This window comes from Brachybacterium sp. EE-P12 (genome assembly GCF_003711805.1).
Classification (GTDB): Bacteria; Actinomycetota; Actinomycetes; order Actinomycetales; family Dermabacteraceae; genus Brachybacterium.
Map to the genome: position 1 here is coordinate 898,870 of NZ_QXCP01000004.1, position 18,605 is coordinate 917,474.

At 72.8% G+C, this 18,605-nt stretch carries 17 protein-coding genes; 10 read left to right on the top strand and 7 right to left on the bottom strand.

What is annotated here, in order from left to right; translation table 11 throughout:
- Window positions 1-17: 17 nt before the first annotated feature.
- From D1648_RS07165 to D1648_RS07175, 3 genes are read right to left on the bottom strand one after another with little or no spacing between them, the layout of a single operon-like run.
- The gene (locus D1648_RS07165; RefSeq protein ID WP_122940079.1) at window positions 18-950 is read right to left on the bottom strand and encodes a hypothetical protein; all 933 of its coding nucleotides are present in this window, start codon (window positions 948-950) and stop codon (window positions 18-20) included.
- On the bottom strand, window positions 947-1,603 hold the full coding sequence (locus D1648_RS07170; RefSeq protein WP_122940080.1) for a response regulator transcription factor: 657 nt from the start codon (window positions 1,601-1,603) through the stop codon (window positions 947-949). Before D1648_RS07170 ends, D1648_RS07165 begins: the two co-directional genes overlap by 4 nt.
- Window positions 1,600-2,946, bottom strand: coding sequence for a sensor histidine kinase (locus D1648_RS07175; protein ID WP_122940081.1), 1,347 nt, complete (start codon window positions 2,944-2,946; stop codon window positions 1,600-1,602). The genes D1648_RS07170 and D1648_RS07175 overlap by 4 nt, the downstream gene beginning before the upstream one ends.
- A 161-nt stretch (window positions 2,947-3,107) precedes the next feature.
- On the opposite strand from D1648_RS07175, the gene D1648_RS07180 reads away from it, so the two are divergent.
- From D1648_RS07180 to rlmB, 4 genes are all read left to right on the top strand, one after another.
- Window positions 3,108-4,295, top strand: a complete 1,188-nt coding sequence (locus D1648_RS07180) for a LacI family DNA-binding transcriptional regulator (protein ID WP_164518609.1) — start codon at window positions 3,108-3,110, stop codon at window positions 4,293-4,295.
- Window positions 4,296-4,358: 63 nt separating this feature from the next.
- Entirely contained in the window at window positions 4,359-4,841 is a 483-nt protein-coding gene (locus D1648_RS07185; RefSeq protein WP_122940083.1) for a phage holin family protein, read from the top strand.
- A 40-nt stretch (window positions 4,842-4,881) separates the two neighbouring features.
- Window positions 4,882-6,321, top strand: coding sequence for a cysteine--tRNA ligase (cysS, locus tag D1648_RS07190; RefSeq protein WP_122940084.1), 1,440 nt, complete (start codon window positions 4,882-4,884; stop codon window positions 6,319-6,321).
- Between the two features lie 21 nt (window positions 6,322-6,342).
- The gene (rlmB, locus tag D1648_RS07195) at window positions 6,343-7,308 is read left to right on the top strand and encodes a 23S rRNA (guanosine(2251)-2'-O)-methyltransferase RlmB (protein WP_122940085.1); all 966 of its coding nucleotides are present in this window, start codon (window positions 6,343-6,345) and stop codon (window positions 7,306-7,308) included.
- A gap of 27 nt (window positions 7,309-7,335) precedes the next feature.
- On the opposite strand, the gene D1648_RS07200 is transcribed toward rlmB, so the two are convergent.
- From D1648_RS07200 to D1648_RS07210, 3 genes are all read right to left on the bottom strand, one after another.
- Entirely contained in the window at window positions 7,336-8,043 is a 708-nt protein-coding gene (locus D1648_RS07200; protein WP_241155382.1) for a hypothetical protein, read from the bottom strand.
- Window positions 8,040-9,281: a DUF4032 domain-containing protein gene (locus D1648_RS07205; protein WP_122940086.1), complete on the bottom strand. Its 1,242-nt coding sequence runs from the start codon at window positions 9,279-9,281 to the stop codon at window positions 8,040-8,042. Before D1648_RS07205 ends, D1648_RS07200 begins: the two co-directional genes overlap by 4 nt.
- A gap of 243 nt (window positions 9,282-9,524) precedes the next feature.
- On the bottom strand, window positions 9,525-10,610 hold the full coding sequence (locus tag D1648_RS07210) for an ABC transporter ATP-binding protein (RefSeq protein ID WP_122940087.1): 1,086 nt from the start codon (window positions 10,608-10,610) through the stop codon (window positions 9,525-9,527).
- Window positions 10,611-10,822: 212 nt separating this feature from the next.
- On the opposite strand from D1648_RS07210, the gene D1648_RS07215 reads away from it, so the two are divergent.
- A complete protein-coding gene (locus D1648_RS07215) occupies window positions 10,823-11,509 on the top strand; it encodes a peptide deformylase (RefSeq protein ID WP_164518610.1) in 687 nt (228 codons plus the stop codon).
- A gap of 161 nt (window positions 11,510-11,670) precedes the next feature.
- Window positions 11,671-12,405, top strand: coding sequence for a hypothetical protein (locus D1648_RS07220; protein ID WP_122940088.1), 735 nt, complete (start codon window positions 11,671-11,673; stop codon window positions 12,403-12,405).
- 351 nt (window positions 12,406-12,756) lie between these two features.
- On the opposite strand, the gene D1648_RS07225 is transcribed toward D1648_RS07220, so the two are convergent.
- Entirely contained in the window at window positions 12,757-13,269 is a 513-nt protein-coding gene (locus D1648_RS07225) for an inorganic diphosphatase (protein WP_122940089.1), read from the bottom strand.
- Window positions 13,270-13,336: 67 nt separating this feature from the next.
- On the opposite strand from D1648_RS07225, the gene D1648_RS07230 reads away from it, so the two are divergent.
- From D1648_RS07230 to ftsH, 4 genes are read left to right on the top strand one after another with little or no spacing between them, the layout of a single operon-like run.
- Window positions 13,337-14,746 carry a D-alanyl-D-alanine carboxypeptidase/D-alanyl-D-alanine-endopeptidase gene (locus D1648_RS07230; protein ID WP_122940090.1) on the top strand — a complete coding sequence of 470 codons (1,410 nt, stop codon included), beginning with the start codon at window positions 13,337-13,339 and terminating at the stop codon, window positions 14,744-14,746.
- Window positions 14,746-15,840: a tRNA lysidine(34) synthetase TilS gene (tilS, locus tag D1648_RS07235; RefSeq protein WP_122940091.1), complete on the top strand. Its 1,095-nt coding sequence runs from the start codon at window positions 14,746-14,748 to the stop codon at window positions 15,838-15,840. Before D1648_RS07230 ends, tilS begins: the two co-directional genes overlap by 1 nt.
- A 43-nt stretch (window positions 15,841-15,883) precedes the next feature.
- A complete protein-coding gene (gene hpt, locus D1648_RS07240; protein WP_122940092.1) occupies window positions 15,884-16,438 on the top strand; it encodes a hypoxanthine phosphoribosyltransferase in 555 nt (184 codons plus the stop codon).
- Window positions 16,439-16,442: 4 nt separating this feature from the next.
- Window positions 16,443-18,605 carry an ATP-dependent zinc metalloprotease FtsH gene (gene ftsH, locus D1648_RS07245; RefSeq protein WP_122940093.1) on the top strand — a complete coding sequence of 721 codons (2,163 nt, stop codon included), beginning with the start codon at window positions 16,443-16,445 and terminating at the stop codon, window positions 18,603-18,605.

Consider the following 18,605-nt stretch of genomic DNA (forward strand, 5'->3'; position numbering starts at 1 on the left):
CTCGTGCGTTCGGGCCCTCACCGGGTGAGCGTGATGTCCCCGGTCTCGGAGGCGAGGGTCAGGGTGCCTGCGGCCTCGTCCTCGGGGCCGCGGAGACCGGGATCCACGCTCACCTCGCCCAGCCCCGCGCTCGTCTCGACCCGCCAGGTCGAGGTGCCCGCGACGGAGACCTCCACGTCCCCGAGCGCGGTCTCGGCGCCGACGGGGCCGCTCGCGTCCGCGGGCAGCTGCAGGGCGATGCTCCCGAGGGATGAGGAGAGGTCGACCGCCGCCGGGCCGGGCGCCTCGAGCTCCGCCTCGATGTCGCCGATGTCGGTGAGCACCGCGAGCCCCTGCGGCGCGGTGACCGGGCCGAGGTGCACGTCTCCGACGTCGGCCTCCACGTCGAGGGAGCCGAAGGTGCCCTCGGCGGTCACGTCGCCCACCTCGGACAGCAGGTCGAGGTCGAGCTCGTGGTCCGCCGGGACCAGCAGGAGCACGTCCCGGGTGCCGCTGGTGCCCGGCCAGGTGGAGTAGTTCTCGGGCTGGCTCACCTGCAGCGTGCTCGTCCCTCCCGCGTCGCTGCGCTCCAGACGCGCGCGAACCCGCTCCCCGTCGGGGGCGGGCACCGTGGTGCCGGGGGAGACGAGCGAGAGCGTGATCTCCTCGACGTCGGGCGACATCTGCACGCGCACGTCGCCGAGCGTGCTGGTCAGCTGGAGCGCGGAGGGGGTGCCCAGGCCGGTCGTGGCGGGGATCTCCGCGAAGTGCCGGCCGTTCCACCAGGTCGCCGTCGTCGCCGCGGCCAGGGCGAGCAGGACCAGCAGCATCACCGCCCCGCCCGCGAGCACGATCCCGCGCCGCCAGGGACGGTCGCGCTCGGGCGAGGGCTCCAGGCGTCGCGGCGGGTCGTAGCGCGGGGCGGGGCGCTCCGTCGGCGCAGGCGCGGGGCCGGAGACAGGCGCGGTCACGTCCGCTCCTCCGACTCCAGATAGCGCAGCACCGCCATGACGCGCCGGTTCTCCCCGTCCACGGGCGGCAGGTCGAGCTTGGTGAGCAGTGAGGAGATGTGCTTCTCGACGCTGCCGGCGGAGACGAACAGCGCATCCGCGATCGCCTGGTTCGACCGGCCCTGCGCCATCAGCGAGAGCACCTCCCGCTCGCGCGGGGTGAGGGTCTCGAGCGTGCGGCGCCGCCGTGAGCGCACGAAGATCTGCTGGACCACCTCCGGGTCCAGCCAGGTCCCGCCCTCGCCCACGTCGGAGACGACCCCGAGGAACTCCTCGACCTCGGCGACCCGGTCCTTGAGGACGTAGCCCAGGCCGCGCGAGGAGTCGGCGATCAGATCGGAGGCGTAGCGCTCCTCGACGTACTGGGAGAGCACCAGCAGCGCCACCTCCGGGTCCTGCTGCCGGATCAGCACCGCGGCGCGCACCCCCTCGTCGGTGAACGTCGGCGGCATCCGCACGTCGATCACGGCGAGATCCGGGCGGTGGTGGGAGACGGCGGCGAGCAGGCCCGCGGCGTCGCCCACCGCGGCGACCACCTCGTGACCCGCATCGGTCAGCAGCCTCTCCAGCCCTGCGCGCAGCAGCACGGCGTCGTCGGCGATCACGATCCTCATCGGGGGACCTCCAGGGTCTGGTCTCGGGTCTCTGAGCGGACGGAAGGCTGCGCGGACGGGCGCGGCGGCGGGGAGGAGGTCGGCAGCGGCAGCACGGCCTCGAGCACGGTGCCCCCGCCGCGGGGGCTGAGGATCTCGAGCACGCCTCCCGCGGCGCGTACCCGGTCGGTGAGGCCGGCGAGCCCGGTGGACAGGCCGTCCCTGCGCACGAGGGCACCGCCGCGGCCGTCGTCCTCGATCCGCACACGCAGCGTGCCGGGCTCCTGGCGCACCGTCACGGCGACCTGCTCCGCCTCGGCGTGCTTGGCGATGTTGGTCAGCGCCTCGGCGACCACGAAGTAGGCCACGCCCTCCCGCTCCCGGTCCAGGCCCGCGTGCCCGGGGCCGAGCAGGGTGACGTCGAGGACGACGGGGATGCGGGAGCGGGCGGCGAGCGCGGAGAGCGCCGCATCCAGGCCCCGGTCCGCGAGCACTGCGGGGTGGATGCCCCGGGCGAGCTGTCGCAGATCGGTCATGACCGCCTTCGCCTCGGCATGGGCCTCGCCGACCAGCGCCTCGGCCCGGTCGGGGTCGCTGCGGATCGCGGTGCGCGCGAGGCCGAGGGTCATCGCGAGGTTCACCAGACGCGGCTGGACCCCGTCGTGCAGGTCCCGCTCGATGCGCAGCCGCTCCTGGGCGGCGGCGTCGACCGCGCCCTGGCGGCGCTCGGCGAGCTCGGCCACCTGCTCGCGCAGCTCGTCCTCGGAGCCGGAGATCAGGCCGCGGGCGAGGCCGCGGTCGGCGAGCGCGCCGAGGGCCAGCACGACCGCGCAGAGCACGAGCGCGACGGTGCCGATCCCCGCCAGCGACCAGCGCGACAGCTCGAGCCCGCCGATCCCGACGGGGCCGCGCAGCAGCGCGAGCTCCCACCCGGACCAGCCCAGCCACAGCAGCGCGAGCGCGACGAGCAGGAAGGCGCCGGCCGTGAGCATCGCGAGGTGATGGTGCAGGACGCCGCGCCAGAACGCGCCGGCGCCCAGCTCGAACCACCTGTCCTGCAGCCAGCCCGCCGCTCCGGTGCGGTGCGAGCGCCGCCGGGCGGGGAGGTTCACCCCGATGCCGTGCACGGCGACCGCGCGGCGCTGCTCGATGCGCACCGCCCCCTGCATCAGCAGCAGCCACGGGATCAGCAGCAGCAGCCCGCTCCCGAGCGCCGGCAGCGCGCTCAGGCCGGTGACGAGCATGAGGATGCTCACCACGCCCCAGGAGACGCTCAGCACCCCGCCGACGACCACGGAGGCCAGTGCGGCGGGGGAGATGCGCGACCGTGCGGGGGACGCGGTCTGCTCGCTCGTCTCGTGCATGGTCCGACCCTAGACGTGCGCCGACGCCGTGTCCCACCGGGTCCGCCCTCGCAGCGGACGGGGGATAGCCCCCGCCCGTCACCGTGCGGGACGGCTCACGGCGCGCGCCCGCGCCCCCGGACGTGGCGCCGCACGATGCGCGGATGCGGTTCAATGGGGCCATGAGCAGTGACGCCTCCTCCTCCGACAGCTCCCTCGACCGCGACGCCGACGCCGAGGTCGCCGCGACCGACGACGGCTCGACCGGCCAGATCGTCGAGAACGTGGAGAGGACCGCCGGTGAGCTCGACGCCGACGGCGCCTCCCGCGGCACCCTCGGCGACGTCGCGAACTCGCTGGGGATCTCCCGCGCCGTCGCGCTGCGCGCCCTGCGCGGCTCCGAGGAGGTCAAGCCGCAGATGGTCCAGCGCGTGCGCGAGGCGGCCGCGCGGCTCCGCTTCCCGCTCGAGGAGCTCAGCGAGGAGACCGAGCATCGCGGCGTCGTCGCCGTGCTCGTCAACACCATGCGCAACACCTGGATCTCGGATCTGGTCCGCGCGATCCGCATCGAGCTGGCCGCGACCGGGCGCACCGCGGTCGTGGTCCCCACCCGTCGGCGTCTGCCCGAGTACCCGGTCGCCGTGGACGAGGACGCGATCGAGAACCTCGTCCACCTCGGCGTCGACGGCTTCCTCATGATCTCCGACCTCGCCGACATGGACGAGGTCTTCGCGGCCATCGGCAGCCGGCCCCTGGTGGGCATCGGCTGCTCGAAGGAGCTCGTGGGCCGGATCGACACCGTCCGCATCGACGACGAGGTCGGCCAGGGGCTGCTGGTCGACCACCTGGTGAGCCTCGGCCACCGCGAGATCGCCCACGTCGGCGGGGTCGGCGCGGCCGTCGCCCGCGAGCGGGCCGACGCCTTCCGCGCCGCGATGGCCCGCCACGGACTGGCCGACTCCGCGCGCGTCGAGCCTGGCGACTTCACCGAGCAGGTGGGGCAGACCGCCGGGTCGATGCTGCTGCGCGGCAGCCGGGTGCCCACCGCGGTCACCTGCGCCAACGACGTCACCGCCGTCGGCGTCCTCTCCGCGGCTCGCGAGGCCGGCTACGACGTGCCCGAGGCGCTCGCGGTCGCCGGCTACGGCGACACCTCGCTGGCCTCCTCCGGCGTCGCGGAGCTGACCAGCGTCGACCCGAACTCCGAGCGGCTCGGCGCGCTGGCGGCCCAGATGCTGGTGGACCGCGTCTCCGGCCACGAGGGGCCCCCGCGCGACGTCGCGGTCGCTCCCTCCCTGGTCGTGCGCCGCACCTCCTCCGCCGGTCCCCGCCCGGAGACCACCCGCCGCAAGCGGATCTCCGTGGACTGAGCGTCCCCGACCGCCCGGCCCGAACGCCACAGAACCGCCCGCACCCTGCGATAGGCTCCGACCATGATCAACACCACGAACGACCCGAGCACGCCGCCCACCCAGCGGTCCATCGGCGAGCTCGTCCAGTCCATCCGCGACGAGCTCCTGGGCGTCGTCCACCACGAGATCGACATCGCGAAGAAGGAGATCACCGCTCTCGGCATCAAGGTCGGCATCATCGCCGCGATGGCCGCGGTGCTGCTGTTCCTGCTGCTGTCGGCCTGGGTGATGCTGCTGTTCGCCGCCGCCACCGGTCTGCAGGCGGCCGGCCTCCCGGCCTGGGCCTCGTTCCTGATCGTCGCGGGCGTGTTCATCGTGATCAGCGCGATCGCCGGTCTGGTCGCCTTCCTCGTCTCGAAGAAGCTGAGGGCCCCCGAGACCACGATCGAGACCGCGCAGTCGGCTGTCCAGGCCGTCCAGGGCAAGCGCCGCAGCAATGCCGTCTCCTACGACGACACCTTCGAGGAGCTCTACGGCAAGCAGGTCAGCGCCCGCACGGAGTGATCGGCCGGCTCCGGCCCCACCAGGCAGTATCCTGGAGCACGTGACTCTCCAGCTGCACGACACCGCCACCCGCACCACCGCACCCTTCACCCCGGTGCGCGAGGGGGCGGTGTCGCTGTACGTGTGCGGACCGACCACGCAGGGCGCTCCCCATCTCGGGCACCTGCGCACCTTCCTCGCGTTCGACGTGCTGGTGCGCTGGCTCGAACGCAGCGGCTATCAGGTCACCCACGTCCGCAACGTCACCGACATCGACGACAAGATCCTCGTGAAGTCCGCCGAGGCCGACGCGCCCTGGTGGGCGTGGTCGCTGCGCTTCGAGCGCGAGTTCCAGGACGTGCTGGACCGGATCGGGAACCGGCGCCCCACCTACGAGCCGCGCGCCACCGGTCACGTGCCGGAGATGATCGAGCTCATGCAGCGTCTGATCGAGCGCGGGCACGCCTACGCCGACGGCGAGGGCTCCGTCTACTTCGACGTCGCCTCCCTGCCCGCCTATGGCGCACTGACCCGCCAGTCCCTCGAGGACATGCAGGACGCGGGCGAGCAGATGGAGCCCGGCAAGCGCGACCCCCGCGACTTCGCGCTGTGGAAGGCGGCCAAGCCCGCCGAGCCGGAGACGGCCTCCTGGGACACTCCCTTCGGCCGCGGCCGCCCCGGCTGGCACCTCGAATGCTCCGCCATGAGCCGGAAGTATCTCGGGGAGACCTTCGACATCCACGCCGGCGGACTCGACCTGCGCTTCCCCCATCACGAGAACGAGCAGGCGCAGTCCCACGCCGCGGGATACGGGTTCGCCCGCCGCTGGATGCACTCGGGCATGGTGACCGTCGACGGGCTCAAGATGGGCAAGAGCCTGGACAACTTCGTCACCGCCGAGGACGCGCTGCGCGAGCATACCGCCGCGGCGGTGCGCCTCGCGCTCGTCGGCGGCCACTACCGTGCGACCGTCGAGTACAACCGGACCGCCGTGCAGGAGGCAGAGACGGTGTGGGAGCGTTTCTCCGCGACCGCGCGGCGCGCCGCCGACCTGCTCGGCGAGCACCCGAGCGTCGGCGCGGACCTGGGCCCGGTCCAGCTGCCGCAGGAGTTCATCGCCGCGATGGACGACGACCTCGCCGTCCCCGAGGCGCTCGCGGTGATCCACCGCGAGCAGGCGGCGCTGAACTCTCTCCTGGCGGGAGCGGGAGAGCAGGACCCGGACGAGGTGGCCGGCGGCCTGGGCCGGCTGCGCGCCATGCTCGACGTGCTGGGCCTGGACCCGCTCGGTGCGCAGTGGGGCTCCGAGCAGGGGGCCGCCGGGGCCGAGCACGCGGCGCTGGACGCCCTGATCGCGGCGCAGCTCGCCGCGCGAGAGACGGCCCGCGCCGAGAAGGACTGGGCCCGCGCCGATGCGCTGCGCGATGCGCTCACCGCCGCCGGGATCCGCATCGAGGACGGCCGCGGCGGCGCCCGCTGGAGCCTCGAGACCCGAGACTGAGCAGGACTGAGGAGACCACCCATGGCAGGAAACAGCTCGCGCCGAGGCGCGGTGCGCAAGGGCAAGAAGGGCGCCACCGTCGGCTCCGGCGGCGTGCGCCGACGAGGGCTCGAGGGCAAGGGCCCCACCCCGAAGGCCGAGGAGCGGCCGAACCACAAGAAGTACGCCGGAGCGGGGAAGGCCGCCGGCGGCGCGGCCCGCCGCGGCGGCCCGAAGGGGAAGGCGAAGGTGCCCGGCAGCGATCAGGTGGCCGGCCGCAACGCGGTGCTCGAGGCACTGCGCGAGGAGGTCCCCGCCACACAGCTGACCGTCCTGGTGCGCCTGGACGCGGACGAGCGGGTCCGCGAGATCATGCGCCTGGCCGCGGCCCGGTCGCTGCCCGTGGTCGAGGCCTCGCGCACCGACCTCGACCGGATCACCGACCACGCCGTCCACCAGGGCGTCGCGCTGACCATCCCGCCGTACGAGTACGCGGGGGTCGACGAGCTCCTGCAGATCGCGGCGGAGCGCTTCGAGCCGCCTCTGCTGGTGGCGCTCGACGGGATCACCGACCCCCGCAACCTCGGGGCGATCCTCCGCTCCGCGGACGCCTTCGGCGCCCACGGCGTGATCCTGCCCGAGCGGCGGAGCGTCTCGATGACCGCGAGCGTGTGGAAGGTCGCCGCCGGCGCGGCCGGTCGCGTCCGCGTCGCGCAGGTGACGAACCTCAACCGCACCCTCGCCTCCCTCAAGGAGCAGGGCGTCTTCGTGCTCGGCCTCGACGCCGACGGGGACGTCACCTCGCGCGAGCTCGAGCTCGGCACCCAGCCCGCCGTGCTCGTCGTCGGCGCCGAGGGCAAGGGGCTCTCCCGGCTCGCTCGCGAGACGAGCGACCAGGTCGTCTCGATCCCGATGGGCGGTCGCTCCGAATCGCTGAACGCCTCCGTCGCCGCGGCGATCGCCCTCTACGAGCTCTCCGGGGTCCGCGAGCGGCGCGGCCTGGCCTGAGGTCCGCGCCCGTCGCACGCGGGCGGCTCAGCGGGCGGGGCCGAGCACCTCGCCCCGCACCGAGCGCACGGGGACCAGCACCCGCGGCAGCGTGAGCTGGATGACCGGCCCGAGCGCGATCGCGTAGACGACCGTTCCGAGACCGAGCGGCCCGCCCAGCAGCCATCCGCTGACCAGGACGATCACCTCGAGCACGATCCTCACAGGGCCGACGGGGCGCGACAGCACCCGGCCCAGCCCGGTCATCAGCCCGTCGCGGGCGCCCGCCCCGAGCTGCGCGCCGATGTACACCGCGCCGCTGATCCCGTTGATCAGCACGCCCAGCAGCATGAGCGCGAGCGCCGCGGGCAGGGACTGGGCCGCAGGCAGCAGCCACATCCCCAGATCGATGCTGACGCCCACCCAGATCGCGTTCGAGACCGTCCCGATCCCGATCCGCTCCCGCAGCGGGATCCAGATCAGCAGCAGCACGAAGCTCACCGTGATGCTCATCGTCCCCACCGTCGCCCCGCTGCGCGCGGCGAGCGCGGCGTGCAGCACGTCCCACGGAGCACCGCCGAGGCCCGAGCGCAGCAGCATCGCCAGCGACAGCCCGAAACCGGTCAGCCCGAGCATCATCTGCACGAGCCGACGCGGCAGTCGGTCCACGCCCAGCTGATCGCGCAGGGACAGGTTGTCGAGCCGGGCGTGCCGGCGGGGCTCGGCCGGGGGCACCTCTCTCGCCGCGCCCCTCACGCCTCGACGATCGGCAGCGCCGAGGTCTCGGTGGTCACCAACGACTTCTCATCGCGACGGTGGATGAGGACGTTGAGGATGTAGTGGCGCACCGTCTCGTCCAGGCTCACGTCGACGCCGGCCTGCTCGGAGAGGAACCACTTGTGCTCGAGCACCTCGTGGAAGAACTCCGGCGGCTCGAGCTTCGAGCGCATCGAGCGGGGGATCGCCCGGACCACCGGCTCGTACTGGTCCTTCAGCCACTCGTGCGCGACGAACTCCTCCTCCTCGGCCTGCTGCTCGGTGTCGGCCCGGAACTGGTCGAGGTCGTTCAGCAGCCGTCGGGCCTGGTTCTCCTGGGCGTCGATGCCGGTCAGACGCATGAGGCGCCGGGAGTGGTGGCCCGCGTCGACGACCTTCGGCCGGATGGAGAGGGTCGTGCCGTCGAGGTCGGTGGTGATCTCGAGCTCGCCCACGTCGAAGCCCAGCTGGTTCAGGCGCTCGATGCGGGCGGAGACGCGCCAGCGCTCGTCGGCCGAGAACCTCTCGGAGGAGGTCAGCGCGTCCCACAGCTCCTCGTAGCGGGTCACGAGCTCGTCGCCGATCTCGACCGCATCCATCTCCGGATCGATCATGTCGCCGGCCTGCAGGTCCATCAGCTCGCCGATGATGTTGGTGCGGGCGAGGTCGAGGTCGTAGTGGCGCTGGCCGGGGGAGAGCTCCTCGTGCAGCGAGCCGGTCTCGACGTCGACGATGTAGGCGGCGAAGGCGCCCGCGTCGCGGCGGAACAGCGTGTTCGACAGCGAGACGTCGCCCCAGTAGAAGCCCTCCAGATGCAGCCGCACCAGCAGCACCGCGAGTGCGTCGAGCAGGCGCTGGGCGGTGTCCTGGCGGGAGACCTGGCTGAACACGGCCCGGTAGGGCAGGGAGAACTGCAGATGGCGGGTGATCAGCACCGCGTCCAGCGCCTCGCCGGTGCGGCTGGTGCGCCCGGAGACCACGGCGAAGGGCTCCACCGAGGGGATCCCGATGCGGCCGAGGACCTTCAGCATCTCGTACTCGCGCTGCGCGAGATGGTGGTTGATCTCCTTGAGCGCGAGGACCCGTCCCGAGACGCGGACGAAGCGGACCACATGGCGGGAGATGCCGCGGGGGAGCGCGGCCAGGATGTCGTCCGGCCACTGCTCCAGCGGCGTCTCCCACGGCAGGTCCAGCAGTGCTGGATCTGCACGGGACGCGGTGATCTCCAGGGGTGCCATGGGTCCATTCTCTCCCGAGGGCCGACGCTAGGACCCTACGCTCCCACAATTCACGTCGAACGGACGTGAAGGTCACGCCGCGACACGGACGGCGAGCGCCCGGTCCGGACCGGTGGGACGGATATGGGCGGATATGGGCGGATGCGCCCGGATGTCGCCAGGTGCGCCCGGGTCCTGAGGCGCCCGGAGACGGCGACGGGCGCCCGGCCGCAGCCGGACGCCCGTCGCGCGGGAGCGGGGTGCTCAGTCGCCGAGGCGCTGACCGGTCTTCGTGTCGAACAGGTGCGCGTGCTCGGGGGAGGGACGGAAGTACACCGTCTCGCCCTTCTGCGGAGGACGGCGGGCGTCGACGCGGGCGATGAACGGCTTGGCCGTCTCCTCGCTGCCGGCGCGGCGGCCGTAGATGAACGCATCCGCGCCGAGCTCCTCGACGAGGTCGATCTCCACGGCGAGGCCCTGGTTGTCGGGGGCGACCTCGAGGTCCTCGGGACGCACGCCCACGGTGACCGTCTTCTGATCGGTCTCCGAGAGGGTGGAGCGGTCCACCGGGAGCACGGCGCCGCCGAACTCGACGCCCTGATCCGACAGCGGGGCCTCGAACAGGTTCATCGCCGGGGAGCCGATGAAGCCGGCCACGAACACGTTGTTCGGGTGGTCGTACATGCGGCGCGGGGAGTCGATCTGCTGGAGCACGCCGCGGTCGAGGACGGCCACGCGGTCGCCCATCGTCATCGCCTCGGTCTGGTCGTGGGTGACGTAGACCGTGGTGACGCCGAGACGGCGCTGCAGCGACGCGATCTGGGTGCGGGTCGAGACGCGCAGCTTCGCATCGAGGTTCGACAGCGGCTCGTCCATGAGGAACACCTGCGGGGAGCGCACGATCGCGCGGCCCATGGCCACACGCTGACGCTGACCGCCGGAGAGCGCCTTCGGCTTGCGGTCGAGGTACTCGGAGAGGTCGAGGATCGCGGCAGCGTCCTCGACGCGCTTGCGGATCTCCGCCTTCGGAGTGCCGGCGATCTTGAGCGCGAAGCCCATGTTGTCGGCGACCGTCATGTGCGGGTACAGCGCGTAGTTCTGGAACACCATGGCGATGTCGCGGTCCTTCGGCGGGACGTCGGTGACGTCGCGATCGCCGATGAGGATGCGGCCCGCGTCGATCTCCTCGAGACCGGCGAGCATGCGCAGGGAGGTGGACTTGCCGCAGCCCGAGGGGCCGACGAGGACGAGGAACTCGCCGTCGCCGATCTCGATGTTGAGGCTGTCGACCGCAGGGCGCTCCTGGCCCGGGTAGACCCGGGAGGCGTTGTCGAACGTGACTGTTGCCATGGTGGTTCTCCTTCACCGGCAGGTACGTGCCGGACGATCCGTCGTGAAGTGACTGTGACACCGGTCCGGAGAGCCCCCGAGGGTGTGCTCCGTCGCACCGGCACGGGTGAGTGTATCCCACGTCTCACGGTGCGGCGGACACGTCCGCGGCGGGGCGCGCCGGGCACCGCATGCGCGGCATGCCGGAGAGCGGCGCACGGGATACTGGTGGGGTGGACACCGCTGAGCTGACCCGGAAGATCCTCGACCGCCGTCCGCGCGAGAACGCCCCGCTGCGGATCGTGCAGGCCGGCCATCCCGCCCTGCGCCGCGCCGCGATCACCGCCCGCGACCGGCTCGAGCCGGCGCTGCTGCTCGAGCTCGCCGACGCCATGACCCTCACGATGCGGGAGGCGCCCGGGGTGGGGCTCGCCGCGCCGCAGATCGGCCTGCCGCTGAGCATGTACGTCGTCGAGGACCGCTATGTGGCCGAGGAGGGCGAGGACCCCGAGGACGAGCTGCTCGAGCGTCGCCCGCTCGCCCTGCGGGCGCTGCTGGACCCGGTCGTCGAGCCGCTCGGGGACGAGACCGTCTTCGCCTTCGAGGGCTGCCTCTCGGTCGACGGCTGGCAGTCCATCGTGCCCCGCTCCCGCCGTGTGCGCCTGCGAGCCCTCGAGCTGCTGCCCGGCGGCTCGGTGAGCGAGGTCGACGAGGAGCACACGGGATGGACCGCCCGGATCCTCCAGCACGAGACCGACCACCTGGCCGGGACCCTCTGTCACGACCGGATGGTGCCGCGCTCCTTCGTCGAGGAGGGCTACACCGCGCGCTACGCCGATCTCGGCGAGGCGGTGCGCCGCCTGGGCCTGGCCGGGGAGATCACGCAGCTCGGCGAGGGCGAGGTCGTGCTGCGCCGCTGAGCCCCTGCGGAGCAGGCCCCGCCGGCACCCCGTCACGGCGCCGGCCGGTGCCTCCGCGGCGCGAGGGCACGCTCGGCCCCCGTCCGGACCCGACGTCCAGGCTCGCGTGTCCGTGCGCGATACCGTTGCCCTGTTCAGGACCCCACAGAACGGAGAACCCGGTGGCCACGAACTCCCCCCAGCAGGCCCCGCACGACCCGAGCCCGACGGACCTTCCCGCCGAGGACGGCGCCCTCGCCGAGCAGATCGACGAGCGCTGGCTCGCGCTGATCGACGCCGCGCTCAAGGTCCAGGCGCCGCTGGCCCGCACCTACGTGGCGCATCTGCGTGCCAAGCACCCGGGGGCGACCGACCGCCAGCTGCTGGAGAAGGTCACCGCACGCTTCACCGCTCTGACCACCGCGACCGGCGCCGGCATCGGCGGCGTCGCGGCGCTGCCCGGCCTCGGCACCGCGGCCGCCGTGGGCCTGACCGTCGGCGAGGGACTGTCCTTCGCCGAGTCCTGCGCCTTCCTCACCCTCGCCGCAGCGGACATCCACGGCGTGGACATGACCGACCGCGACTCCCGTCGCCTCGTGCTCATGGGGGTCCTCGGCGGCGAGCGCGGCGCCGAGATCATCGCCAAGGCGCTGGGCCGCCAGGGCCTGCGCTGGAACTCGGTCCTCGGCGGCGGGGGAGGGTTCCTCCCGGGCCTCGTCTCCTCGCAGATCACCAGGTACGTGCGCCGACGCGTCGTCTCGCGCACGGGCGGGCTGTGGATCGCGCGCCTGCTGCCCTTCGGGATCGGGGCGCTGCTCGGCGGGATCGGCGCCCGCGTCGTGGCCCGCTCCGTGGTCGAGGCGCTGCTGGAGATCTTCGGCCCCGGCGCGGATACTCTCGAGCTCTCCCGCCGCTGACTCTCCGGGCCGCGCGGAGCCCCGGGCCGCGCCGAACCTTCGTCCCCAGCCGAGCCTTCGTCCCGCGCCGAGGGCGGATGGTCAGGCGGTGGCGCAGGGCGTCCCACTATGCCGATAACGGCATAGTGGGACGCCCTGCGCCAGTAGTCGACGATCGCCCGGCCGCGGGCACGAAGGAGGGGCCGGCCCCGATGGGACCGGCCCCTCCTGCAGTGCTGGTCTCGTCCTGCAGTGCTGGTCTCGGCCGTCACCCCTGACCGCGGCGGCCCGTGCCGAGCGCATTCGTCGCGGGCGTGCCCGTGCCGAGCGCAGCCGTCCTGAGCGGAGGTGCCATGAGGGGGCGTGCCGCGCTCAGACCTCCTGGGTGAACTCGTTGGCGTGCTCCGTGCCGACCGCGCGCTCGTAGGAGCGGCGGATCTCCGCCTCCGCATCGCTGCGGCCCTCCCAGTGAGCGCCCTCGACGCTCTTGCCCGGCTCGAGGTCCTTGTAGACCTCGAAGAAGTGCTGGATCTCCAGGCGGTGGAACTCCGAGACGTCGGTCAGCTCCTGACGGCGCACCTGACGACGGTCCCCGACGGGCACCGCCACGATCTTGTCGTCGCCGCCGGCCTCGTCGCGCATGCGGAACATCCCCAGCGCGCGGCAGCGGATCAGGCAGCCCGGGAACGTGGGCTCCTCGAGCAGGACCAGGCAGTCCAGCGGGTCGCCGTCCTCGCCGAGGGTCCCCTCGATGAAGCCGTAGTCGTCCGGATAGCGCGTCGCGGTGAACAGCATCCGGTCCAGCCGGATGCGCCCGTTGTGGTGGTCCACCTCATACTTGTTCCGGTTCCCGCGAGGGATCTCGATGGTCACGTCGAATTCCACGACAGCCGCTCCATTGCTCCGGCCCCGTGGGCCACTTCCGATGACCGGAACACCATATCGTGGGTGCATGGCCCTCCGAGCAGCCGAGCGCATGTGGCGCGCCACCGCGATCGTGATGTGCGCGGCAGTGCCCGTGAGCTTCTACGTCCTCGGCGACCTCATGGACGCCTTCCCCGGCGTCCTCACCGTGCGCAGCGCGGAGGAAGGGCCCGTCGCAGGGCCCCGCGCGGTCGCGGAGGACTGGGAGCGGGTCGACCCGGCCGACGCCGTCGGCCCCGTCGGGACCTCGCCGTCTCCGATCGACCCCTCTGACCTGCAGCGACGCATGGACGAGAAGGCCGACCTGCCCGTCGTCGACGGAGGTCTCGCCTTCAGCGTGGTCGACGCCGACGGTGGAGAGGTGCTCGCCGAGCGGGACGCCGACGCGGCCCTCGTGCCCGCCTCCACCCTCAAGCTGCTCACCGCCGCCGCGGTGCTGCGCCGCTACTCCGGCGACGAGGTGCTGCTGACCCGCGCGACCGTCCAGGACGGGGTCGTGACCCTCGTGGGCGAGGGTGACATGACCCTCACCGATGACGATCTGCGCGAGCTCGCGACGCAGACCGCCGCCCTCGCGCAGGAGCAGGACACCACCACCGTCTCCCTCGCCCTGGACGAGGACTATCTCGGCGGGGGCGAGAACCCGGCCTGGGGGGACAACGGCCCCGCGGGCGGCTGGGTCACCCCCACCGCCTCGCTCGCGCTGGAGGAGGGGTGGCTGGACGGGGAGCAGTACGGTCCGAAGTCCACCGATCCCGCAGGCGACGCCGCGGAGCGCTTCGCCGAGCTGCTCGAGGAGGCCGGCCTCGAGGTCGCCGGGGAGATCGCCGAGGCCCAGGCCCCGGAGGGCGCCCCGGCCGCCGAGATCGCCTCCGAGCCGCTGTCCGAGATCGTCCGCCACACCCTGCAGATCTCCGACAACACCACCGCCGAGCTCCTCGCCCACCTGGTCGCCCTCTCCCGCGGGGAGGAGACCACCCCCGAGGGGGCCGCCGCCGCCGTCGAGGCGGAGATCCGCGATCTCGGCACCGAGATCGGGCTGGGGGAGGAGGACCTCGCCGCGCTCGACCTCCACGACGGCTCCGGCCTCTCGCGCGCGAACCGCGTCCCGCCGGCCCTGCTGTCCGCCGTGCTCGCCGAGGTGGCCTCCGGAGAGGTCCCCGCGCTCGAGCAGATCCTCTACGACGTGCCCGTCGCCGCGCTGACCGGCACCCTCGCCGAGCGCTTCGAGGGCGGGGAGGTGACCGGGGCCGCCGGGCAGGTGCGCGGCAAGACCGGCTATCTCGGCGGCGCCGCGACCCTCGCCGGCGTGACCGTCCTGCCCGACGGCCGCACGGTCGGCTACTCGATCGTGGTGCACGGCTTCGACGGCACCGACGCCGACGACGCCCGCGCCGCGGTCGACCAGGTCGCCGCCGAGATGGTGCAGGTCGACTGATGGCAGGGCCCCCCGTCGTCGTCGCCCGCGCACGCCGCGCGGTGCGTCTCAGCCTCGCCGAGCGCCTCGAGCAGCTCGCCGACGACACCGGCTCGGGGCATCTCTCCCCGCGCCTGCTCGTAGGGCTCAGCGGCGGCGCGGACTCCCTCGCGCTGCTGGCGACCACCTGCTGGGTGGGGGAGCGGATGGGGCTCGCGACGGAGGCCGCGATCGTGGACCACGGCCTCCAGGACGGCTCCGCCGCCGTCGCCGCGCGGGCCGCGGCCCAGGCCGAGCGGCTCGGCGCAGAGGCCCACGTGCTCAGACCCCACGTCGACCTCGACGCTCCCGGCGGGATCGAGAACGCCGCCCGCACGGCCCGGCACGATGCCCTCGACCATCTCGCCCGGGAGCGCGGCGCCCTCGCCGTCCTCCTCGGCCACACCCTCGACGACCAGGCCGAGCAGGTGCTGATGGCGCTCGCCCGGGGCGCCGGCCCGAGGGCGCTGGCCGGGATCCGCCGCAGCCGCGGCCACCTCCTGCGCCCCTTCCTCGGCACCGGCCGCGACGAGACCACCGCCCTGCGCCGGGCCGACACCGAGCAGATCTGCACGCTCCACGACCTCGACTGGTGGCAGGACCCGATGAACGCGGACCCCGAGCTGCTGCGCTCCCGGGTGCGCCACCGCGCCCTGCCCCTGCTGCGGGAGATCCTCGGGGAGCAGATCGACGAGAACCTCGCCCGCAGCGCGGACCTGGTCCGCCCGGACGTGGACCACCTCGACGAGGAGGCGCGGGCGCTGCTGCCGGCCCTGCGCCGCGACGCCGGCGAGCTGGCCGAGCCGGGGGACCTGCTGCACCTGGACGTCCATGCCCTCGCCGCCGTCGCCGCCCCGGTGCGCACCCGCGTGCTGAGGGACGCCTCCCGTTCCGCTCAGCGCGCAATCGACGCAGGTGAGCCCGGCGGGTCGACGAAATCGCTGGTGCGCAGGCAGGTGCTCGCCCTCGATGCGCTCGTCGTCTCATGGCACGGTCAGGCGGCGGTGCCCGTTCCGGGTAGGATCGAGGTCGCTCGCCGTGACGGCCTGTTGGTGTGGCGCCGTCCCGCTCCGTGAGCCGCGGCGGACGCACCCACCACATCACCTGGAGGAGATCCGCGTGCCCCTGACGCACCCCCATCCCGATGTCGACCGCGTGCTGCTGGACGAGCAGCAGATCCGCGACCGGCTCGCAGAGCTCGGAACGCAGATCGCCGCGGACTACGCGGAGGAGCCGCCGATCCTGGTGGGCGTCCTGAAGGGCGCGGTGATGGTGATGGCGGATCTCGCCCGGCAGATCGACCTCATGGTCGAGATGGACTGGATGGCGGTCTCCTCCTACGGCTCGGGCACCAAGTCCTCCGGCGTGGTCCGCATCCTCAAGGACCTCTCCGGCGACATCTCCGGGCGTCGCGTGCTGATCGTCGAGGACATCATCGACTCGGGCCTGACCCTGAAGTGGCTGCTGTCCAACCTCCGCTCGCGCGGCCCGAAGTCCGTCGAGATCGCGACCCTCCTGCGCAAGCCCGAGGCGGCGCGCGTCGAGATCGACGTGAAGTACGTCGGCTTCGACATCCCCAACGAGTTCGTCGTCGGCTACGGGCTCGACCATGCGGAGAACTACCGCAACCTTCCCTACGTGGGCGTGCTCGCACGCTCGGTCTACGAGGACTGAACCGGTGGCAGATTCCCCCAAGAGCTCGAAGAGCGGTTCCGGCAGCCGGAAGCGCCGCCCGTTCACCTCCGTCGCCCTGTGGATCGTCGTCGCGCTCCTGCTGGGCATGGCGCTGTTCTCCCTGCTGGGCCGTGACGGATACCAGCAGATCGACACCGAGCAGGGCCTCGAGCTGCTGCAGGGCGACACCGTCGAGCAGGCCAAGATCATCGGCGGGAACCAGCAGCGCGTCGACCTGGTGCTCAGCGAGAGCTTCACCGACGGCGAGGAGGACAAGGGCACCAAGGTGCGCTTCTCCTACGTCGACGCGCGCGCGGAGTCGATCGTCGACGCGGTCGAGAAGGCCGAGCCGGCCGACGGCTACACCGACGAGATCGCCTCCAGCTCGTGGTGGTCCACGCTGCTGCTGTCGTTCCTGCCGCTGCTGATCTTCATCGGCCTGTTCTGGTTCCTGATCATGAACGCCCAGGGCGGCGGCCGGGCGATGCAGTTCGGCAAGTCCAAGGCGAAGCTGTTCAACAAGGAGGCCCCGAAGGTCACCTTCGCCGACGTCGCCGGCGCCGAGGAGGCCGTCGAGGAGCTCGACGAGATCAAGCAGTTCCTCGTCGACCCGGAGCGGTACCAGGCCGTCGGTGCGAAGATCCCCAAGGGCGTGCTGCTGTACGGCCCGCCCGGCACGGGCAAGACCCTGCTGGCCAAGGCCGTCGCCGGCGAGGCGAACGTGCCCTTCTACTCGATCTCCGGCTCGGACTTCGTGGAGATGTTCGTGGGCGTCGGCGCGAGCCGCGTCCGCGACCTGTTCAACACCGCGAAGGAGAACGCCCCGGCGATCATCTTCATCGACGAGATCGACGCCGTCGGCCGCCATCGCGGCGCCGGCATGGGCGGCGGCCACGACGAGCGCGAGCAGACCCTGAACCAGATGCTCGTGGAGATGGACGGGTTCGACGAGAACCAGAACGTCATCCTGATCGCCGCGACCAACCGCGTCGACATCCTCGACCCGGCGCTGCTGCGTCCGGGCCGCTTCGACCGCCAGATCGCGGTGGCCGCCCCGGATCTCAAGGGCCGCCTGCACATCCTCGGCGTGCACGCCAAGGGCAAGCCGCTCGCGCACGACGTCGACCTCGAGGCCGTCGCCAAGCGCACCATCGGCATGTCCGGCGCGGACCTCGCCAACGTGCTGAACGAGGCGGCGCTGCTGACCGCCCGCTCCGGCAACCAGATCATCGACAACCGCGCCCTGGACGAGGCGATCGACCGCGTCTCCATGGGCCCGCAGCGGTACTCGAAGGTCATGACCGAGCGCGAGCGCCAGATGACCGCGTACCACGAGGGCGGCCACGCCCTGGTCGCCGCGGCCATGAACAACTCCGCGCCCGTCACGAAGGTGACGATCCTGCCGCGCGGCCAGGCCGGCGGCTACACGATGGTGGTGCCCACCCAGGACCGCAACTACCAGTCCCGCAACGAGCTGCTGGACCGCCTCGCCTACGCGATGGGCGGCTACGCGGTGGAGGAGAGCATCTTCCACGACGTCACCACCGGCCCCAGCTCCGACCTGCAGAACGCCACGAAGATCGCCCGCACCATGGTGATGCAGCTGGGCATGAGCGAGGCCGTGGGCCAGGTCGCCCTCTCCGGCGACCAGGACGAGGTGTTCGTCGGCATGCAGCAGGGGCAGGGGCCCCGCTTCAGCGGCGAGACCGCGAGCCTCGTCGACCAGGAGGTGCGCAGGCTCCTGGACACCGCGCTGGACGAGGCCTGGGCCGTGATCGAGCAGAACCGTCACGTGCTGGACCGCCTCGTCGAGGAGCTGCTGGAGAAGGAGACCCTGAACGAGCACGAGCTCGCGGTGATCTTCGCCGACGTCACCAAGCAGCCCCCGCGCGGGGTGTGGGGCTCGAGCACGCAGCGGCCCGCCCTCGCCGGGCCGTCCGTCGGCGGGACGACCACGGCCACCGGGACCGAGGAGCACGACGCCGGCGAGCCGATGCAGCCCAATCCTCCCGAGCTGCCCCATCCCGGCGGTGACGGCCCCTCGATCCCCGGGGCCCCGCACGGCGGGCCGGGCCCCGGCGGCACCGACGACGGCGGCCCGCTCGGCCCCGGCCAGGGCTACGGCTACGACACCCAGGGGCCCGGCCACGACGGGACGGAGCGCTGA